Genomic DNA, 16,661 nt, shown 5'->3' with positions numbered 1-16,661 from the left:
TTCATTGAACCGCCAAGGGCGCCGTGCGCCCCATCTTCACTCCACTCAACGCAGCTTCAGCGTCGACAGGCCCACCAGCACCAGCATCATGGTGATGATCCAGAACCGCACCACCACCTGGGTTTCCTTCCAGCCCTTCTGTTCGTAGTGATGGTGCAACGGCGCCATCAGCAACACGCGGCGGCCGGCGCCGAAACGTTTCTTGGTGTACTTGAAATAGGCCACCTGGATCATCACCGACAGCGTTTCCACCACGAAGATGCCGCCCATGATGAACAGCACGATCTCCTGGCGCACGATCACGGCAATGGTGCCCAGCGCGCCGCCCAGCGCCAGCGCGCCGACGTCGCCCATGAACACCTGCGCCGGGTAAGCGTTGTACCAGAGGAAGGCCAGGCCGGCGCCGCCCATGGCGCCGCAGAAGATCAGCAATTCGCCGGCGCCGGGGATGTGCGGGATGAACAGGTATTTGGCGTAGTTGGCGCTGCCGGTCAGGTAGGCGAACAAGCCCAGCGCGGCGCCCACCAGCACGGTCGGCATGATGGCCAGGCCATCCAGGCCGTCGGTCAGGTTGACCGCGTTGCTGGTGCCGACGATGACGAAATAGGTCAGCGCGATGAAGCCCCACACGCCCAGCGGATAGCTCACGCTCTTGAAGAACGGCACAATCAGGTCGGCCTTGGGCGGCAGGTCCAGGCTGAAGCCGGACTGCACCCAGGCCACGAACAGTTCGAGCACCTTCATGTTGCTCACTTCGGACACCGAGAACGCCAGGTAGAACGCCGCCACCAGGCCGATCAGCGATTGCCAGAAATACTTTTCGCGCGAGCGCATGCCTTGCGGGTCGCGGTACACCACCTTGCGGTAGTCGTCGACCCAGCCGATGGCGCCGAAGCCAAGCGTGACGATCAGCACGATCCAGACGAAACGGTTGGACAGGTCGGCCCACAACAGGGTCGAGACGCCGATGCCGATCAGGATCAGCACGCCGCCCATGGTCGGGGTGCCGGACTTGATCAGGTGGGTCTGCGGGCCATCGGTGCGCACCGCCTGGCCGACCTTCATGCGCGTCAACATGCGGATCACCGCCGGACCGGCGATCATGCCGATCAGCAAGGCCGTCAGCGTAGCGAACACCGCGCGGAAAGTAATGAAACTGAACAGGCGCAAGAAGCCGAAATCCTGTTGAAAATTCTGAGCGAGCCAGACCAGCATGCTAATGGGCCTCCTGTTGATGTTGCGTGACGGATTCAACGTTGACCAGATGCTGTACAACTCGCTCCATCTTCATGAAGCGTGAACCTTTTACCAAAATGCTCGCGCCCAGTCCTTGCAGCGCGGCTTGATCGACCGCAGTATTGAGCGCATCGATGTCAGCGTAGTGCACGGCCTGCGCCGTCGCTTCGCCCGGTGTCTCCTGATATGCCTGCACCGCGTGGCGCATCAGTTCGCCCAGGCCGAACAGGCGGGCGATGCCGCGGCTCTTCGCATAGGCGCCGATCTCGCGGTGGAATTGCGGCCCCTGGTCGCCGACCTCGCCCATGTCGCCCAGCACCAGCACGCGCGGCCCGTCGATGCCGGCCAGCACATCGATGGCGGCGCGCACCGAATCCGGATTGGCGTTGTAGGTGTCGTCGATCACCAGCGCGCCGCTTTTGGCAGTCTTGCGCTGCAGGCGCCCGTTGACGGGAGCGAAGCTTTCCAGCCCGCGCGCCACGGCATCCACCGGGATGCCCGCACCCAGCGCGCAAGCCGCCGCCGCCAGCGCGTTGCGCACATTGTGTTCGCCGACCGCGGCCAGCTCCACCTTGAAGTGCGCCGGCGCCGCCGCGATGTCCTTGACCGTCACCTGCAGCGTGCTGCCGAAGGCGCTGGGTTGGTAGACGGCGCCGACATCGGCGGTCTGGCTCAAGCCGAAGGTCAGCACGCGACGGGCGCCGGCTTCTTCGCGCCACAGCGGCGTGAAATCGTCGTCGGCCGGGAACACCGCCACGCCGTCGGCCGGCAAATGGCGGATCACCGCGCCGTTCTCGCGCGCCACGGCCTCGACCGTGGCCATGAATTCCTGGTGCTCGCGCTGGGCGTTGTTGACCAGGCCCAGCGTCGGTTGCGCGATGCGCGACAAGACGGCGATCTCGCCCGGATGGTTCATCCCCATCTCGATGACGGCCGCGCGATGCGGCGGCGCCAGGCGGAACAGCGTCAGCGGCACGCCGACCTCGTTGTTGAAGTTGCCGCGCGTAGCCAGGTAGCCGTCCTCGCCAAAGGCGGCGGCCAGGATGGAGGCGATCATTTCCTTGACCGTGGTCTTGCCGTTGCTGCCGGTCACGCCGATCACCGGCACCTTATACAAGGAACGCCAGCCGTGGGCGATCTGGCCCAGCGCCGCGCGCGTATCCGGAACCACGATGGCCGGCACCGACAAACCCGGCGGCACGCGCTCGACCACCACGGCGGCGGCGCCTTGCGCGACCACGGCATCGAGGAAATCATGGGCGTCGAAACGCTCGCCGCGCAGCGCGACGAACACGTTGCCGGGCTTGACCGCGCGGCTGTCGGTGACCACGTCGTTGAGTTCCAGCGCGCCGGCCGGGGCATTGGCCACTGCCGGCACATGGTGCGCGGAAGCGGCCGCCTCGGCGGCGCGGATCCACTCCAGCATCTGATTGAATGCGAACCGCATCATGCGCCCCCCATCATGGTCGAGCGCGCAGCCAGCGCCAGCGCGACATGGTCGGCATCGAGGAAGGGCAGCTTCTTGCCGGCGATTTCCTGGTAGGTCTCATGGCCCTTGCCGGCCAGCAGCACCACGTCGGCCTTGGTGGCATGGCGGATCGCCCACAGGATGGCGCCGGCGCGGTCTTCCAGGATCACCGGCTCGATACGGCTGATGCCGGCGCGAATCTGGTCGATGATGGCCTTGGGATCCTCGCTGCGCGGGTTGTCGCTGGTCAGCACCACATGGTCGGCCTGCTCGGATATCTGGCCCATCTGCGGGCGCTTGCCCGGATCGCGGTCGCCGCCGCAGCCGAACACGCACCACAGCTGGCCGCCGCGCTGGATCGCCACCTGGCGCAACGTGGCCAGGGTCTTGTCGAGCGCGTCGGGCGTGTGTGCGTAGTCGATCACGATCAGCGGCACATCCGGCCCGCCGAACTGCTGCATGCGCCCGGGAGCGGCGCTCAGGGCGCCGGCGGCCGCGACTGCGGCATCCCAGGCCAGGCCCTTGGCCAGCAACACGCCCATGATGCCCAGCACATTGCTGACATTGAATCGCCCCACCAGTTGGGTCTTGACCTGGCCGCTGCCGAATGGCGAATCGACCTGGAACACGGTGCCGGCATGGCTGCTGCGGATGCCGCTGGCGCGCAGCACAGGAACCCCCGCGACCGGTCCGTGAATGCTGTCTTCCAGCGCATAGCCGATCAGCGCAACCTGGCGCGCCTGCACCAGTGGCACCAGGCGCACGCCCATCGGATCGTCGAGGTTGACCACCGCATGCCTGAGCCCATCCCATTCGAACAGCTTGCGCTTGGCGGCTTCATAGGACGCCATGTCGCCGTGGTAGTCGAGATGGTCGCGGGTGAAATTGGTAAACAGCGCCACATCCACGTGCATGCCGTTCATGCGGCCCTGCGCCAGGCCGATCGAGGAGGCTTCGATGGCCAGGGCGCCGACCTTGGCCTTGGCCAGGATCGCCAGATTACGCTGCAACAGCACCGCGTCCGGCGTGGTGTAGCCGGTGACATCGAACGCCTGGGCGCGGCCGCCGAGGAAGGTGCCCACGCCCAGGGTGCCGACCACGCCCGCCAGGCCCGCGCCGGGCAGGCGCGACAAGGCAGAGCCCAGCCACCAGGCGCAGGAAGTCTTGCCGTTGGTGCCGGTGACGGCCGCGATGAACATGTCCTGGTCCGGATGGCCGTACCAGTCGGCGGCGATGTCGCCGGCCAATGCCTTGAGATCGTCGACCGCCAGGCCCGGCACGCCGAGATGCTGCGGCCAGGCGAAGCCGGCCGCTTCATAGACCACGGCAGCGGCGCCGCGCTCGACCGCATCCTCTATATAAGAGCGGCCGTCGGCATCGCCCACGTAGGCGAAGAACACGTCGCCCGGCGCCACCCGGCGCGAGTCCGCGGTCAGTTGCGCATCGGCGGCAATGGCCGCGTCCGAGCGCAGCCAGTTGACGATGTTCTTGATGTCGGGCGCTTGCGGGGCCATTACATGCTCTCCTCAAGCGGTTCTTTGGGGATGATGATGTTGGTCACGCTGGAGTCCGGCGCCACATTGAGCGCGCGCAGCGCATTGGCGGCCACGTTGGCGAACACCGGGCCTGCCACCGGGCCGCCGTAGTGCTGGCCCTGAGGTTCGTCGATCATCACCGAGATAATCAGGCGCGGATCGGACATGGGCGCAATGCCGGTGAACGAGGCCACGTACTTGCGCACGTACTTGCCGCCTTCGATCTTGTAGGCGGTGCCGGTCTTGCCGCCCACGCGATAGCCCGGCACCTGGGCCTGCGGCGCCGTGCCGCCGGGGGCGACCACGGTTTCCAGCATGCGGCGCATCTGCAGCGCGGTGTTTTCGGAGATCACGCGCTGGCCGATCGGCGAATCGTTCACCTTGGTAAACGACAGCGGGATGATGTCGCCGTTGCGGGCGAAGATCAGGTAGGCGTGGGCCAGCTGGATCAGCGACACCGAAATGCCGTGGCCGTAGCTCATCGTGGCCTGTTCGATCGGACGCCAGGATTTATAGGGACGCACGCGGCCGGCTACCGCACCGGGGAAGCCGAACTTAGGCTGCTGGCCGAAACCGACCGTGGTGAACATTTCCCACATCTCTTCCGGCGGCATTTGCAGCGCGATCTTGGCGGTGCCGATGTTGGACGATTTCTCGATGATCTGCGCCACCGTCAGCGGACCGTGGGCATGCGAGTCGCCGATGGTCGCAGTGCCGATGGTCATCTTACCGGGCGCGGTCTGGAACACCGTGGAGGGCGTGACGCGCTTGGTATCGAGCGCCAGCGCCACGGTGAACGGCTTGAGGGTCGAGCCCGGCTCGAAGGTGTCGGTGACGACGCGGTTGCGCAACTGCGCGCCGGTCAGCACCGAGCGGTCATTTGGATTGTAGGTCGGCATGTTGGCCAATGCCAGCACTTCTCCGGTCTTGGCATCGACCACGATGATGCCGCCGGCCTTGGCCTTGAACTTGTCGACCGCTTCCTTCAGTTGGGTGAAGGCGATGTACTGGATCTTGCTGTCGATGGACAAGGTCAGGTCGCGGCCGTCGTGCGGATCGCGGATGGACTCGATATCCTCCACGATGCGGCCCAGGCGGTCCTTGATGACGCGGCGGCTGCCGGTCACGCCGGCCAGCGTCTTCTGGGCGGCCAGCTCCATGCCGTCCTGGCCGGCGTCTTCGATGTTGGTGAAGCCCACCACGTGCGCCATCACCTCGCCCTCGGGGTAGAAGCGCTTGTATTCCTTGCGGGTCTCGATGCCGGGAATGCCGAGCTTGACGATCTTGTCGGACGTGTCCTGCTCCACCTGGCGCTTGAGGTAGACGAAGCTGCGGTCGGAATCGAGCTTCTTGCGCAGGTCGGCGTCGCTCATCTCCAGCAGCCTGGCCAGTTCGCGCAGCTTGTCCTTGGGCGCGGCCTGCACGTCTTCGGGAATGGCCCAGATCGCCTTGACCGGCACCGACGAGGCCAGCACCTGGCCGTTGCGGTCGGTGATCTTGCCGCGCGTGGCCGGCAACTCCAGCGTGCGCGCGTAGCGCGACGCGCCCTGCTTTTGCAGGAAATCGGTCGATACGCCCTGCAGCCACAGCGCGCGCGCCGCCAGCGCCGCGAAGGCGACAAACAGCACGAACAGCACGAAGCGCGACCGCCAGGCCGGCAGCTTCACCTGCAGGATCGGATTGGAAGAAAACGCCACCCCCTTGGAGGCGGCCACACGGCCGCCGGAGAGCGTGGTGCGCGGGGGCATGCGGGTCATTTGCCCCCCACGGTGAGGTATTGGGTACGGGCCGGCGTCAGCGGCACCATGCCGAGGTCGCGCCGGGCCAGCTCTTCAATGCGGGCATTCTTGCCCAGCGTGGACTGGTCCAACTGCAACTGCGCCCAATCGACATCGAGCTGGCGCGACGCCGTTTGCGCGCGTTCCAGCTCGATGAACAGGCTGCGCGCCTTGTATTGGGAGCTGACCACCGACAGGGCGCACCCCACCAGCATGACGGTCAGGAGAATGCACAGGCGCCCGGTCATGGCTGGGCTCCTGCGGCTTCAAGGCGCTCGATGCTGCGCATCACGGCCGAACGGGCGCGCGGATTGGCCGTCACTTCGGCATCGCCCGGCTTGACGCGCCCCAACAGGCGCGCCGCCGGGCGCGGCAGGTCGGCCGCGCGGATCGGCAGGCGGCGGTCAGGCTGCGGCGCATGGGCTTTGGATGCCATGAACTGCTTGACGATGCGATCTTCCAGCGAGTGAAAGCTGATCACAACCAATCTCCCGTGCTGCGCCATCTGCCGAAACGCCTTTTCCAGCCCTATTTCGAGTTCTTCAAGCTCTTGATTGACGAAAATCCGTACAGCCTGAAAGGTACGAGTGGCCGGGTCTTTGCCTTTCTCGCGGGTTTTGACGGCTTGTGCCACGAGCGCGGCAAGCTGTCGTGTGCTTGAAATTGGCTCGACTGCCCGGCGAGCAACAATCTTCTTTGCAATCTGAAGAGCAAACCGTTCTTCCCCATAATCTCGTATCACCTTTGCAATCGTCTGTTCGTCCGCCGTTGCCAGCCAATCCGCTGCCGACACGCCGCGCGTGGTATCCATGCGCATGTCCAGCGGGCCATCCAAGCGAAAACTGAAGCCGCGCGCGGCGTCATCCACCTGCGGCGACGAAATGCCCAAATCCATCAATACCCCGTCGACCTGCGCGATGCCGCGTGCGGCAAGCGCCTCGTCCAGCGTGGCGAAACTGTCGTGCACGATCTCGAACCGCGGATCGGCAATCTGCTGCGCCGTGGCGATGGCCAACGGGTCCTTGTCAAATGCGATCAGCCTGCCGCGCGCGCCCAGCCTGGCCAGGATGGCGCGGCTGTGGCCGCCGCGCCCGAACGTGCCGTCCAGATACACGCCGTCGGCGCGTTCGCCGGCGATCGCCAGCGCATCGACCGCTTCTTCCAACAGCACGGTGCGGTGCTGCAGCTCGGGCACCGGTTGCAATGTCATCGTGCCTGCCGTCAGAAGGAAAAATCGTTCAACACATCGGGCATGCCCGCTGCGACCGCGGCCGATTCGCTCTCGGCCAGCTTGGCGGCATCCCAGATTTCAAAATGGCTGCCCATGCCCAGCAGCATCACGTCGCGCTGCAGGCCGACCGCGGCGCGCAACTCCGGCGCGACCAGGATGCGGCCGGCGGTGTCGAGCTCGACGTCGGAAGCATTGCCCAGGAAGATGCGCTGCCAGGCGCGGGCCGACATCGGCCAGGCGGCGATCTGTTCGCGATGCGCTTCCCAGGTCGGACGCGGGAAAAACAGCAGGCAGCCGTGCGGATGGCGGGTCAGCGTGGCGCGCCCTTCGCACTGCACCATCAGGGCGTCACGATGCCTGGCCGGAATGGTCATCCGTCCTTTGGCATCGAGATTGAGTGCTGACGCGCCCTGAAACACTGTGTTGGTCCTGTTCGCCGCGGCGAGTGAAATAGCTGATCGGGTGTTTTGAGACAGGAGTCGAATGCAAATAAATTCGCAAAATCTCCCACAAAAAAACACTTTTTGACACTGCCGCCCACTTTAGAGGATGCACTAATACAGGTCAAGCGGTATACCAGGGAAAAAACCGGGATTTTGCTAATAAAGTCAAAGACTTAGCGCACTTCCTTAAAACACCGTTTAAGGAAGTTTCCCGAGAAAAATGAAGGACTTAGGATTTACATTGAATGTGCAACCTGAGATATACACATGTGTTTATCGACAAGATTGCGTAACGACGCGGATTTGCGCGCGATGACCGGGCCGCCGGCAGCGGATTGGAGCAACCCGGAACGCACCGCTTCGGCGAACGGATGCCGGGATGGATTTTGCGAGCAATGGAAAAATCGGAATTGATTTTGTGCGGGCGCTTTAGTTCTCGAAATTCCATCAGCACCATTTTTTATTTTGACTAAAGCGCTGCGCTACTTTTACTATCCACGGTTTTGGAGATATCGAGCGAAGACAGTTTTTTACAAAGCGGTTTGAATGCATCGATATTTTTCAATCGAGGGCGATCCGCGCAAGTCAAATCGGCTCAAACGCAGATAGGGCTTGCTGATTCGCCGTATTACAGTGCTAAAATCTCGGCACCTTAACAGTGAAAGGAATTTTAAAGTGAACAAATCTGAATTGGTTGACGTTATCGCCGCCGACACCGAAATCTCCAAGGCTGCTGCCCAGCGCGCGCTGGACTCCGTCATCGAGAACATCATCAAGGCCGTTACCAAGGGCGATACAGTGCAATTGGTTGGTTTTGGTTCTTTCTCGACTGGCAAGCGCGCAGCGCGTACCGGCCGTAACCCGCAAACCGGCGAAGAGATCAAGATCGCCGCAGCGACCACGGTCAAGTTCTCGGCTGGCAAGGCTTTCAAAGAAGCCGTGAACAAGAAGAAGAAATAATTCCCGAATTTGAATGCCATGAACCTGGTTCATGGCATTCAAATGGCATGCTGCGACACCCCCGCCGCACCTCCTCCGCACTACCCCTCCCGCCACACCGAAGCCCCGCGCGTCACCGACCTGTACGCCTGTAGCGCACCATCCGCGCCACAAGCCGTTGCACAACAAGGAAAGCACAGCCGCCGTCCCGCGCGCCAAGCACAGCGCATCCATCCGGCAAAAGACCGATCTTGCGGTTGCCTTTGTCCCGCCATCGTCCCTACAATCGATTCGCACCGCCAATCCAGGCAAGCCATGCCGGCGCCGCCGGACACTCCACAGGAAGTTCTGCCATGACCACACCCGCGCAACGCCCTCTACCTCCCTTCACGCGCGACACCGCCATCCAGAAAGCGCGTGCGGCCGAAGACGCCTGGAATTCCTGCGACCCGCAACGGGTGTCGCTGGCCTACACCGAAGACAGCCGCTGGCGCAACCGCGCCGACTTCGTCAACGGACGGGCCGAGATCATCGCCTTCCTCACGAAGAAATGGACGCGTGAACAGCAATACCGGCTGATCAAGGAAGTCTGGGCCCATGAAGGCAACCGCATCGCCGTACGCTTCGCCTACGAATGGCATGACGACTCGGGCAACTGGTTCCGTTCCTATGGCAACGAGAACTGGGAATTCGACGAGAACGGCCTGATGCGCATCCGCCACGCCTCGATCAACGACCTGCCGATCGCCGCCGCCGAGCGCAAGTTCCACTGGGATCGCTCCGCCCCGCGCCCGGCCGGCCATCCCGGCCTGTCCGAGCTGGGTCTCTGAGGGCGGCGGCGCCGCCTTTCCAAAGCAAAAACGCCGTTGCACCGGACCCGGCGCAACGGCGTTCTTCTTTCGACGCTCTCCGCCCGAACGGCTCAGGCGCCAAGGTCGGCCAGCGGATGCGTCTCCTTGCTCCACGGATCGTCGAAGAAACCCTCGACCCAGGCCGGCGTCGCCTCGGCCAGCGTGGCCGGTTGCCATGCCGGCTTCTGGTCCTTCTCGATGATCAGCGCGCGCACGCCTTCGACAAAATCCGGCCGCGTCGCGCAATGCAGCGAAACCACGAACTCCAGCCGGAATACCTCGGCCAGCGACAGGTGGCGTACCCGCTTTTGCAGCGCATACCCCAGCCAGGCCGAACCGGGCGCGCCGGCGCGCAGGGTGGCGATGGCCTTTTGCAGCCAGGCGTCGTCGGTCTGGATCGCCAGGATGGCATAGACGATCTCGGGCAGCGTCGGCTTGCGGCACAGCGCTTCGATCCGGTCGAAATGGCTGCGCAGGTTGGACGGCGCGAAGGCGATGGCCTCATCGCCCAACGAGGCGGCCTGCGCCTCGGCCAGCGTGCGGTCCAGCAGCTCGGCGTCGTCGCCGCTGCCCCACGGCTGCGCCAGCAGCGCATCGAACACGGACTGCTTGCCGGCTTGCGCGATACGGTAATCGGCCAGGCCGGCGAACACCGCGTCGCTGGCATTGAGCAAGGCGCCGGTCAGCGCCAGGAACACGCCGGTCTTGCCCGGCATGCGCGACAGGAACCAGCTGCCGCCCACGTCCGGATACAGGCCGATGGTGATCTCCGGCATCGCCAGGCGCGACTTCTCGGTCGCCACCCGATGGCTGCAGCCGGCCATGAGGCCGATGCCGCCGCCCATGACGATACCGTGGCCCCAGCACAGGATGGGCTTGTCGAACGTGTGGATCAGGTAATCCAGGCGATATTCATGCTCGAAGAATTCGGCGGCATAGCGGTTGCCGCGGATGTCGCCGCGCTCGGGCGAGGCATGGTGCTCGCGCATGGTGCGGTACAGCTGCTGCAAGTCGCCGCCGGCGCAGAAGGCCTTTTCGCCCTGCGCCTGCAGGATCACCAGCGCCACCCCGGGGTCGGCCTGCCATTGGCGCAGCTGCGGCGTGAGCAGGTTCACCATCTCCAGCGAAATGGCGTGCAGGGTCTTTTCGGAAGCCAGCGTGGCTACGCCGATGCGGCGGCCGTTCTGCGTGGCCAGTTCTTCAAACAAAACCGGTTGGGTCATGAGGGATCCTGACGTGTCTCGCGCGGAACCCGCAGTCTCTTCACGGGCCGCAGTGTTGTTATTGGGAGCTGCCGTTGCAACCCCTTCCGACGTGGCGCCGGAAGGGATCCGGAAATCAATGAAGCAGACCGGTAGGCCGGATTCTGTTACGGCGGTTGCCCGCTATGACAGCCATTCCTCTAGGCGCCGGATTGCTCCGGCGCTCAAGCTTTCTACCCGCACGCTCCGCGAGCCGCATCACCGCGTGCCTATTTGAAATTGCTCCGAGTGGAGGTTACCGCGTTTCACCGTAACTTAATACGCTCGTCTCTGTGGCCCTGTTCCTCGCCTTATACCGGCTTGCGCCGGCTTTCGGCGGACGGCCGTTAACCGTCACCCTGCTCTGTGGAGTCCGGACCTTCCTCCCGCCGCGCCCTTGCGGACGCGGCCAGCGGCTGTCTGGTCTGCATCGGCCGCTATTGTAACGCAGCACGGGCCCGGCGCCGCGGGCGCCGCCCGCAAAACCGTTTTGCACGCGCGCACAAGACCGGCCTGTGCGGCCGCCGCGGCATGCGCGCCGGCGATCATGCCGATTATGCATATGACACTGTCATCGAATCTTCGTATAGTTGCCCTCTATGATGCCGGGTAGCGGCAGACGCACTCCTCCCGCCAGGGATATCCGCAACCAACTCCGAACAATCAACAACACCATGCATATCTGCGTATTGGGCGCCGGCGTAATCGGCGTCACCACCGCCTACCGCCTGCTGCAAGACGGCCATCAGGTCACCCTGGTCGACGGCCGCGCACATCCCGGCGACGGCACCAGCCTGGGCAACGGCGCGCAACTGAGCTACTCCTACGTGGCGCCGCTGGCCGATCCCTCGGTCTGGTCCAAGTGGGCCTACTACATGTTCAGCAGCGACTCCCCGCTGACCTTCAAACCCACGCTCGATCCGGCCCAGTACCGCTGGCTGTTCGAGTTCCTGCGCTGCTGCAACGCCGAGCGCGTGCGTCGCACCACCATCGAACTGCTGCAACTGGCCTTCTTCAGCCGCGACCAGCTCAAGCAATGGAATGCGCAACTGGACCTGCAATTCGACTACCAGACCTCCGGCAAGCTGGTGATGTACACCGACCATGCCGGCCTGGACAGCGCCCGCAAACAGGTCCGGTTCCAGTCGGAATTCGGCTGCCACCAGGAAGTGCTGGACGCGGCGCGCTGCATCGCCATCGAGCCGGCGCTGGGCAACTCCGCGCGCGACTGGGCCGGCGGCGTCTACACCCCCAGCGAAGAAAGCGGCGACTGCCCGCAGTTTTGCCGCGCCCTGGTGGCCTCGATGCAGGCCGACGCCAACTTCCGCTTCATCGGCAACGCCAACGTCGCCAACGTGCGCACCGACGGCGGCGCCCTGCGCGCGGTGCAGGCCGGCGACGAATGGATCGAGGCCGACAGCTTCGTGCTGTGCTTCGGCCCCGAAAGCCCGGCCTTCGCGCGCCGCGTCGGCCTGTCGCTGCCGCTCTACCCGCTCAAGGGCTACAGCATCACCGTGCCGCTGCAGGATGCTGCCAGCCGCGACGCCGCGCCCCAGGTCTCGATCACCGACATCTCGCGCAAGATCGTCTACGCGCGCCTGGGCGACCGCCTGCGCGTGGCCGGCCGGGTCGAGCTGGTGGGCATGGAGCGTTCCATCCCCCAGCGCGCCATCGACGAACTCAAGCAAGGCGTGCGCGAACTGTTCCCGGCCTGCGCACTGGGCGAAGACGCCGCGCTGTCGCCATGGACCGGCTTCCGGCCCGCCACCCCCAGCGGCGTGCCGGTGGTCGGCCCCTCGCCGGTCAAGAACCTCTATCTCAACATCGGCCAGGGCGCGCTGGGCTGGACGCTGGCCTGCGGCAGCGCCGCACTGCTGGCCGACCAGATCGCCGGACGCAAGCCGGCGATCGACCCCGCGCCGTTCCGCTTCGCAGGCTGAAGAAGTTTCACGCCCGCCTGAGAAGCTTTCACCGTGGCCCGCAATGGCGCACCGCTGCTGGCGGCGCGCCATTTTCGCTGGCATCCGCGCTCGGCGCGGAACCGCCGTTGCATCCAGGGCCTGTTAACATAAGGCCATGCCATCAAGGCGGCTGACGAACAACATACCAACGGAGACTGAACATGCGGGAAAACCGGCTGCGCACCCTGTTCGCGCAAAAGACCATGGCCTTGAGCGGCTGGGTATCGATGGGCAATTCGCTGCTGGCCGAAGTGGTCGCCAACAGCGGCTACGATGCCGTGACGGTGGACCTGCAGCATGGCCTGTTCTCGGTCGAATCGGCGGTGCCGATGCTGCAGGCGATCTCCACCACCGATGCCGTGCCGCTGGTGCGCTGCTCCGAAAACGGCCTGGGCGAGATCAACAAACTGCTCGACGCCGGCGCCTACGGCGTGATCTGCCCGCTGATCAACACCGCCGAAGACGCCGAACGCTTCGTGCGCGCCTGCCACTACTCGCCGCGCGGCGGCCGCAGCTACGGCCCGGCGCGCGGCTTCATGTACGGCGGCAGCGACTACTTCACGCATGCCAACCGCACCATCCTCACGCTGGCCATGATCGAGACCAACCAGGGCTTCGCCAACGCCGAAGCGATCCTGCGCGTGCCCGACCTGGACGGCATCTTCATCGGCCCGGCCGACCTCAACATCGAGATGGGCCTGGCGCCCGACGCCTACGACGCGCCGCAACTCAACGACGCCATCGGCTCGCTGGTGGCGCTGGCCAAGCGACTGGGCAAGTATGTGGGAATCTTCGCCGGCACCATGGACATGGCCCAGCGCATGAAGGCCCTGGGCATGGATCTGGTGGTCCCGGGCACCGACATCCAGCAGCTCAAGGCGGAAGCCGCCCGCCGGATCGCGGCGCTGCGCTGAACCCGGCAAAAATTCTTCGACATCGGCATGAACAATGCCCGCAAGCAAGTCCTTGAAACGATGAAAGGCGCCATCCCCCGGATGACGATCCCCGCGCAAAGTTAATTTGAGAATCGTCCTATAGGAACCCCACCCCCGCCGCCGGATAATTTTCCGGAAACGGGGGATGGATGATGCGCATCCGTTCCCGCCAGGGGAGCCACCATGCCGACATCGCCATTTCATTCCGACCCATCCTCAATCGCCGCCTGGCGGCAACGCGCCGCATGCATCGCGCGCGCCATGAACAGGGACTTCACCTGGCTGGCGGCGGCCTGCATCATGCTCGCCGCGCTGTGCCTGCGACTGGCCGGCGCCGGCGACACGGCCCCTATCGGGAAACAGAGCATCGACGGCATGGCGCCAGCCGCACTCGTCACGCCGGCAACCGCTGCCGATGAGGCCGCGCCATCGGCTGCTGCCGCCGCCTCCTGCAGCCCGCAACGCGACGCGGCGCTGCAAAGCCATTTCATGCTGCTGCACCTGTGCAGCGTCGAACGCCCGGAGGGCGACGACGTGCAGGCAGAGTTACCCAAAAAGCGGGGGCGCACCATCAGGCAACGCATGACCTGAAGCCGGCCTGCCTCAAACACGCGCAAAAAAGCCGCTGCTTGCAGCGGCTTTTTGCACGACCGTCCCTGCCCCTCATCCCCGCATCAGACGCCCGAAGAACGGATAGTTGGGATCGTTGTAGCCATGCGTGGAAGCATGGCCCGGCGTCACCAGGCTGTCCACCAGCGCTTCTTCCTCGGCGCTGATCTTCAGCTCGACCGCATCGTAATAATCTTCCATCTGCGCCAGCGTGCGCGGTCCGGCGATGACGCTGCTGACCGCCGCATTGGCCAGCACCCAGGCGGTGGCGAACTGTCCCAGCTTGACGCCGCGCGCCGCGCAATGCTGCTGCAGCTTCTGCGCGATGAGCAGCGACTCTTCGCGGAACTCGGTCTCCAGGATGCGCTTGTCGCCGCGCCCGGCGCGCGTGCCTTCGGGCGGCTGCTGCCCCGGCGCATACTTGCCGGTCAACACGCCGCGCGCGATCGGGCTGTAAGGCACCACGCCCAGGCCGTAGTTGGCGCAGGCCGGCAGGATTTCCACTTCCGGCTGGCGGTTCAGCAGGTTGTAGTAAGGCTGGCACACCAGCGGCTGCGGCACATTATGCTTCTCGCACAGGCGCACGATCTCGGCGATGCGCCAGCCGCGGAAGTTGGACACGCCGAAACCGCGGATCTTGCCGGCGCGGATCAGGTCGCCCAGCGACTGCACCGCCTCTTCCAGGTTCTCATCCTGGTAGTCGCGGTGCATGTAGAGGATGTCGAGGTAATCGGTATCGAGCCGGCGCAGGATGTTGTCGGTCTCGCGCACGATCCAGCTGCGCGAATAATGCGACTCGTTGGGCGCGTCGCTCATCGGGTTGCCCAGCTTGCTGGCCAGCACCCAGTGCTGGCGCTGGCCCTTGAGCAGCTGGCCGACGAGCTCTTCCGAACGGCCCTTGGTGTAGACGTCGGCTGTGTCGATGAAGTTGACGCCGTGCTCGCGCGCCGAGGCGACGATGCGGCCGGATTCTTCGATGTCGGTCTGGTCGCCGAACATCATCGATCCCAGGCACAGCGCCGAGACTTTGAGGTTGCTCTTGCCGAGTCGCCGATATTGCATGCTGTCTCCAATCAGGTGGAATGAGAATAAGGAACGCCGGCACGACACAGACGCCGTGCCGGCGCATGGAGGGATTCTAGCGCCGCGCCGCCGAGCCTGCAGGCGCCGGGCCGGGGACTACGGGGAAACCGCCGCTTCCTCTTCCTGCCAGCGGCGCTTGTCGCGCAGCGGCGGCGCGCCGAACAGGCGGCTGTATTCGCGGCTGAACTGCGAGGAACTCTCGTAACCCACCGTATGCGCGGCCAGCGCCACGCTCATGTCGGCGGTCAGGATCAGCCTGCGCGCCTCCTGCAGCCGCAGGTTCTTCTGGTATTGCAGCGGGCTCATCGCCGTCACCAGCTTGAAGTGGTGGTGCAACGAAGACACGCTCATGTGCACGTCGCGCGCGATGTCTTCCACCCGCAACGGCTGCGCGTAGCCATCCCTCATCAGGCGGATGGCCTTGGCGATGCGGTTCATCTGGCTGTCCTGCAGCACGGTCTGGCGCAGCAGCGCGCCCTGGCCGTTCATCAGCAGGCGGTACAGGATCTCGCGCCGTATCATCGGCGCCAGGATGGGAATGTCGCGCGGCGTCTCATGCAGGCGCAGCAAGCGCAGCACCGCGTCCAGCAGCGCGGCGTCGAGGCGGTTGACGTACATGCCGCGCGCGGCGGTATCGGCAACCACGGCCTGGGGCAGGTCCTCATCGCCGATCAGGGCGCCGATCTCGCGCGTATCCAGCTCCAGCCGCAGGCCGAGATAAGGCGCGTCGGGACTGGCGATCATCACCTTGCCCACCACCGGCAGGTCGACCGAGGCCACCAGGTAATGCATAGGGTCGTATTCATAGACCTCGTCACCGATAAGCACACGCTTGGAGCCCTGCGCGATGACCGCGAACACCGGCTTTTGCACCGCATGCTTAGGGCCGGTCGGACAGGTGATGCGGTGCACGCCCAGGCCCTCGATGGCGGTTTCCAGGGTGCCTTCGATACCTTCGGTGTAGCGCCCGATCAGTTGCAGCAGTTCGTGCCGCATGGCATCGAAGCGCGCGCCATCGTCCGGCTGCGCCGGCGCAGCGGCATGCTCCGCCCCCGCCGCGCCGGCGGCGGGTTCGAAAACGGCGTGTTCATTCAGGTCCATGGCGGCTCCGGTATCAGATGGGAACCAGCTTAGCGCAATTCGCCGATTTGCCTGATTCTCCGCCACACAGATTGCAGGAATAGGCAAAAAATCAGCAGGATTAGGTATGCTCGCGATCTGCGGCAAGGGAAAACATGCTTGCCCAAGCCTTTATTTGATACAGGGGACATGAGCAGGCTCATTATGCGGTTTTTCCGCAAAACTGCCCAATCATCGCTGACTTTGTAGAATCGGGCAGGAAATCGGCAGC

15 protein-coding genes and 1 other RNA gene are annotated in these 16,661 nt (G+C 64.7%); 5 read left to right on the top strand and 11 right to left on the bottom strand.

Going from position 1 to position 16,661, the window contains the following annotated elements; genetic code table 11:
* Positions 1 to 45: 45 nt before the first annotated feature.
* From mraY to mraZ, 7 genes are read right to left on the bottom strand one after another with little or no spacing between them, the layout of a single operon-like run.
* Positions 46 to 1,215, bottom strand: coding sequence for a phospho-N-acetylmuramoyl-pentapeptide-transferase (gene mraY / locus FB598_RS10790; protein ID WP_141914675.1), 1,170 nt, complete (start codon positions 1,213 to 1,215; stop codon positions 46 to 48).
* A 1-nt stretch (position 1,216) separates the two neighbouring features.
* A complete protein-coding gene (murF, locus tag FB598_RS10785) occupies positions 1,217 to 2,686 on the bottom strand; it encodes a UDP-N-acetylmuramoyl-tripeptide--D-alanyl-D-alanine ligase (RefSeq protein WP_141914676.1) in 1,470 nt (489 codons plus the stop codon).
* Complete coding sequence (locus tag FB598_RS10780) at positions 2,683 to 4,218, bottom strand: UDP-N-acetylmuramoyl-L-alanyl-D-glutamate--2,6-diaminopimelate ligase (protein ID WP_141914677.1); 1,536 nt, start codon at positions 4,216 to 4,218, stop codon at positions 2,683 to 2,685. Before FB598_RS10780 ends, murF begins: the two co-directional genes overlap by 4 nt.
* On the bottom strand, positions 4,218 to 5,996 hold the full coding sequence (locus FB598_RS10775) for a penicillin-binding protein 2 (protein ID WP_141914678.1): 1,779 nt from the start codon (positions 5,994 to 5,996) through the stop codon (positions 4,218 to 4,220). The genes FB598_RS10780 and FB598_RS10775 overlap by 1 nt, the downstream gene beginning before the upstream one ends.
* Complete coding sequence (gene ftsL, locus FB598_RS10770; protein ID WP_141914679.1) at positions 5,993 to 6,265, bottom strand: cell division protein FtsL; 273 nt, start codon at positions 6,263 to 6,265, stop codon at positions 5,993 to 5,995. Before ftsL ends, FB598_RS10775 begins: the two co-directional genes overlap by 4 nt.
* Positions 6,262 to 7,227 (bottom strand): 16S rRNA (cytosine(1402)-N(4))-methyltransferase RsmH, encoded by a 966-nt coding sequence (gene rsmH, locus FB598_RS10765; RefSeq protein WP_141914680.1) that lies wholly within the window; start codon positions 7,225 to 7,227, stop codon positions 6,262 to 6,264. The genes ftsL and rsmH overlap by 4 nt, the downstream gene beginning before the upstream one ends.
* Positions 7,228 to 7,238: 11 nt before the next feature.
* Entirely contained in the window at positions 7,239 to 7,667 is a 429-nt protein-coding gene (mraZ, locus tag FB598_RS10760) for a division/cell wall cluster transcriptional repressor MraZ (protein WP_141914681.1), read from the bottom strand.
* A 699-nt stretch (positions 7,668 to 8,366) separates the two neighbouring features.
* Here mraZ and FB598_RS10755 point away from each other — a divergent pair.
* Complete coding sequence (locus FB598_RS10755; RefSeq protein WP_006465510.1) at positions 8,367 to 8,651, top strand: HU family DNA-binding protein; 285 nt, start codon at positions 8,367 to 8,369, stop codon at positions 8,649 to 8,651.
* Positions 8,652 to 8,983: 332 nt separating this feature from the next.
* Complete coding sequence (locus FB598_RS10750) at positions 8,984 to 9,460, top strand: nuclear transport factor 2 family protein (RefSeq protein WP_141914682.1); 477 nt, start codon at positions 8,984 to 8,986, stop codon at positions 9,458 to 9,460.
* Between the two features lie 92 nt (positions 9,461 to 9,552).
* On the opposite strand, the gene FB598_RS10745 is transcribed toward FB598_RS10750, so the two are convergent.
* Entirely contained in the window at positions 9,553 to 10,704 is a 1,152-nt protein-coding gene (locus tag FB598_RS10745) for an enoyl-CoA hydratase/isomerase family protein (RefSeq protein ID WP_141914683.1), read from the bottom strand.
* A 116-nt stretch (positions 10,705 to 10,820) separates the two neighbouring features.
* An RNA gene (gene rnpB, locus FB598_RS10740) (RNase P RNA component class A) lies at positions 10,821 to 11,154 on the bottom strand.
* A 242-nt stretch (positions 11,155 to 11,396) separates the two neighbouring features.
* Between rnpB and FB598_RS10735 the strand changes: the two genes are divergently transcribed.
* The 3 genes from FB598_RS10735 (at position 11,397) to FB598_RS10725 (ending at position 14,209) form a co-directional block, all read left to right on the top strand.
* Positions 11,397 to 12,662 (top strand): D-amino acid dehydrogenase, encoded by a 1,266-nt coding sequence (locus FB598_RS10735; RefSeq protein WP_141914684.1) that lies wholly within the window; start codon positions 11,397 to 11,399, stop codon positions 12,660 to 12,662.
* A gap of 182 nt (positions 12,663 to 12,844) precedes the next feature.
* Positions 12,845 to 13,597 (top strand): HpcH/HpaI aldolase/citrate lyase family protein, encoded by a 753-nt coding sequence (locus tag FB598_RS10730; RefSeq protein ID WP_141914685.1) that lies wholly within the window; start codon positions 12,845 to 12,847, stop codon positions 13,595 to 13,597.
* Between the two features lie 282 nt (positions 13,598 to 13,879).
* A complete protein-coding gene (locus FB598_RS10725) occupies positions 13,880 to 14,209 on the top strand; it encodes a hypothetical protein (protein ID WP_141914686.1) in 330 nt (109 codons plus the stop codon).
* 72 nt (positions 14,210 to 14,281) lie between these two features.
* On the opposite strand, the gene FB598_RS10720 is transcribed toward FB598_RS10725, so the two are convergent.
* Entirely contained in the window at positions 14,282 to 15,289 is a 1,008-nt protein-coding gene (locus tag FB598_RS10720) for an aldo/keto reductase (RefSeq protein WP_141914687.1), read from the bottom strand.
* Positions 15,290 to 15,406: 117 nt separating this feature from the next.
* A complete protein-coding gene (locus FB598_RS10715; protein WP_141914688.1) occupies positions 15,407 to 16,411 on the bottom strand; it encodes an AraC family transcriptional regulator in 1,005 nt (334 codons plus the stop codon).
* Positions 16,412 to 16,661: the final 250 nt, after the last annotated feature.

Origin of the sequence: Herbaspirillum sp. SJZ106 (assembly GCF_006715495.1) — a bacterium.
Classification (GTDB): domain Bacteria; phylum Pseudomonadota; class Gammaproteobacteria; order Burkholderiales; family Burkholderiaceae_D; genus Herbaspirillum.
The sequence above is the reverse complement of the archived record's forward strand: the minus strand, read 5'-3'. Positions and strand labels throughout refer to the sequence as shown.

Excerpts from the sequence above, each read along its gene's own strand:
- murF (WP_141914676.1), bottom strand. The coding sequence starts at position 2,686 with ATGATGCGGTTCGCATTCAATCAGATGCTGGAGTGGATCCGCGCCGCC.
- FB598_RS10745 (WP_141914683.1), bottom strand. The coding sequence starts at position 10,704 with ATGACCCAACCGGTTTTGTTTGAAGAACTGGCCACGCAGAACGGCCGC.
- rsmH (WP_141914680.1), bottom strand. The coding sequence starts at position 7,227 with ATGACATTGCAACCGGTGCCCGAGCTGCAGCACCGCACCGTGCTGTTG.
- mraY (WP_141914675.1), bottom strand. The coding sequence starts at position 1,215 with ATGCTGGTCTGGCTCGCTCAGAATTTTCAACAGGATTTCGGCTTCTTG.
- FB598_RS10720 (WP_141914687.1), bottom strand. The coding sequence starts at position 15,289 with ATGCAATATCGGCGACTCGGCAAGAGCAACCTCAAAGTCTCGGCGCTG.
- FB598_RS10750 (WP_141914682.1), top strand. The coding sequence starts at position 8,984 with ATGACCACACCCGCGCAACGCCCTCTACCTCCCTTCACGCGCGACACC.
- FB598_RS10780 (WP_141914677.1), bottom strand. The coding sequence starts at position 4,218 with ATGGCCCCGCAAGCGCCCGACATCAAGAACATCGTCAACTGGCTGCGC.
- FB598_RS10730 (WP_141914685.1), top strand. The coding sequence starts at position 12,845 with ATGCGGGAAAACCGGCTGCGCACCCTGTTCGCGCAAAAGACCATGGCC.
- FB598_RS10735 (WP_141914684.1), top strand. The coding sequence starts at position 11,397 with ATGCATATCTGCGTATTGGGCGCCGGCGTAATCGGCGTCACCACCGCC.
- FB598_RS10715 (WP_141914688.1), bottom strand. The coding sequence starts at position 16,411 with ATGGACCTGAATGAACACGCCGTTTTCGAACCCGCCGCCGGCGCGGCG.
- FB598_RS10725 (WP_141914686.1), top strand. The coding sequence starts at position 13,880 with ATGAACAGGGACTTCACCTGGCTGGCGGCGGCCTGCATCATGCTCGCC.
- FB598_RS10775 (WP_141914678.1), bottom strand. The coding sequence starts at position 5,996 with ATGACCCGCATGCCCCCGCGCACCACGCTCTCCGGCGGCCGTGTGGCC.
- ftsL (WP_141914679.1), bottom strand. The coding sequence starts at position 6,265 with ATGACCGGGCGCCTGTGCATTCTCCTGACCGTCATGCTGGTGGGGTGC.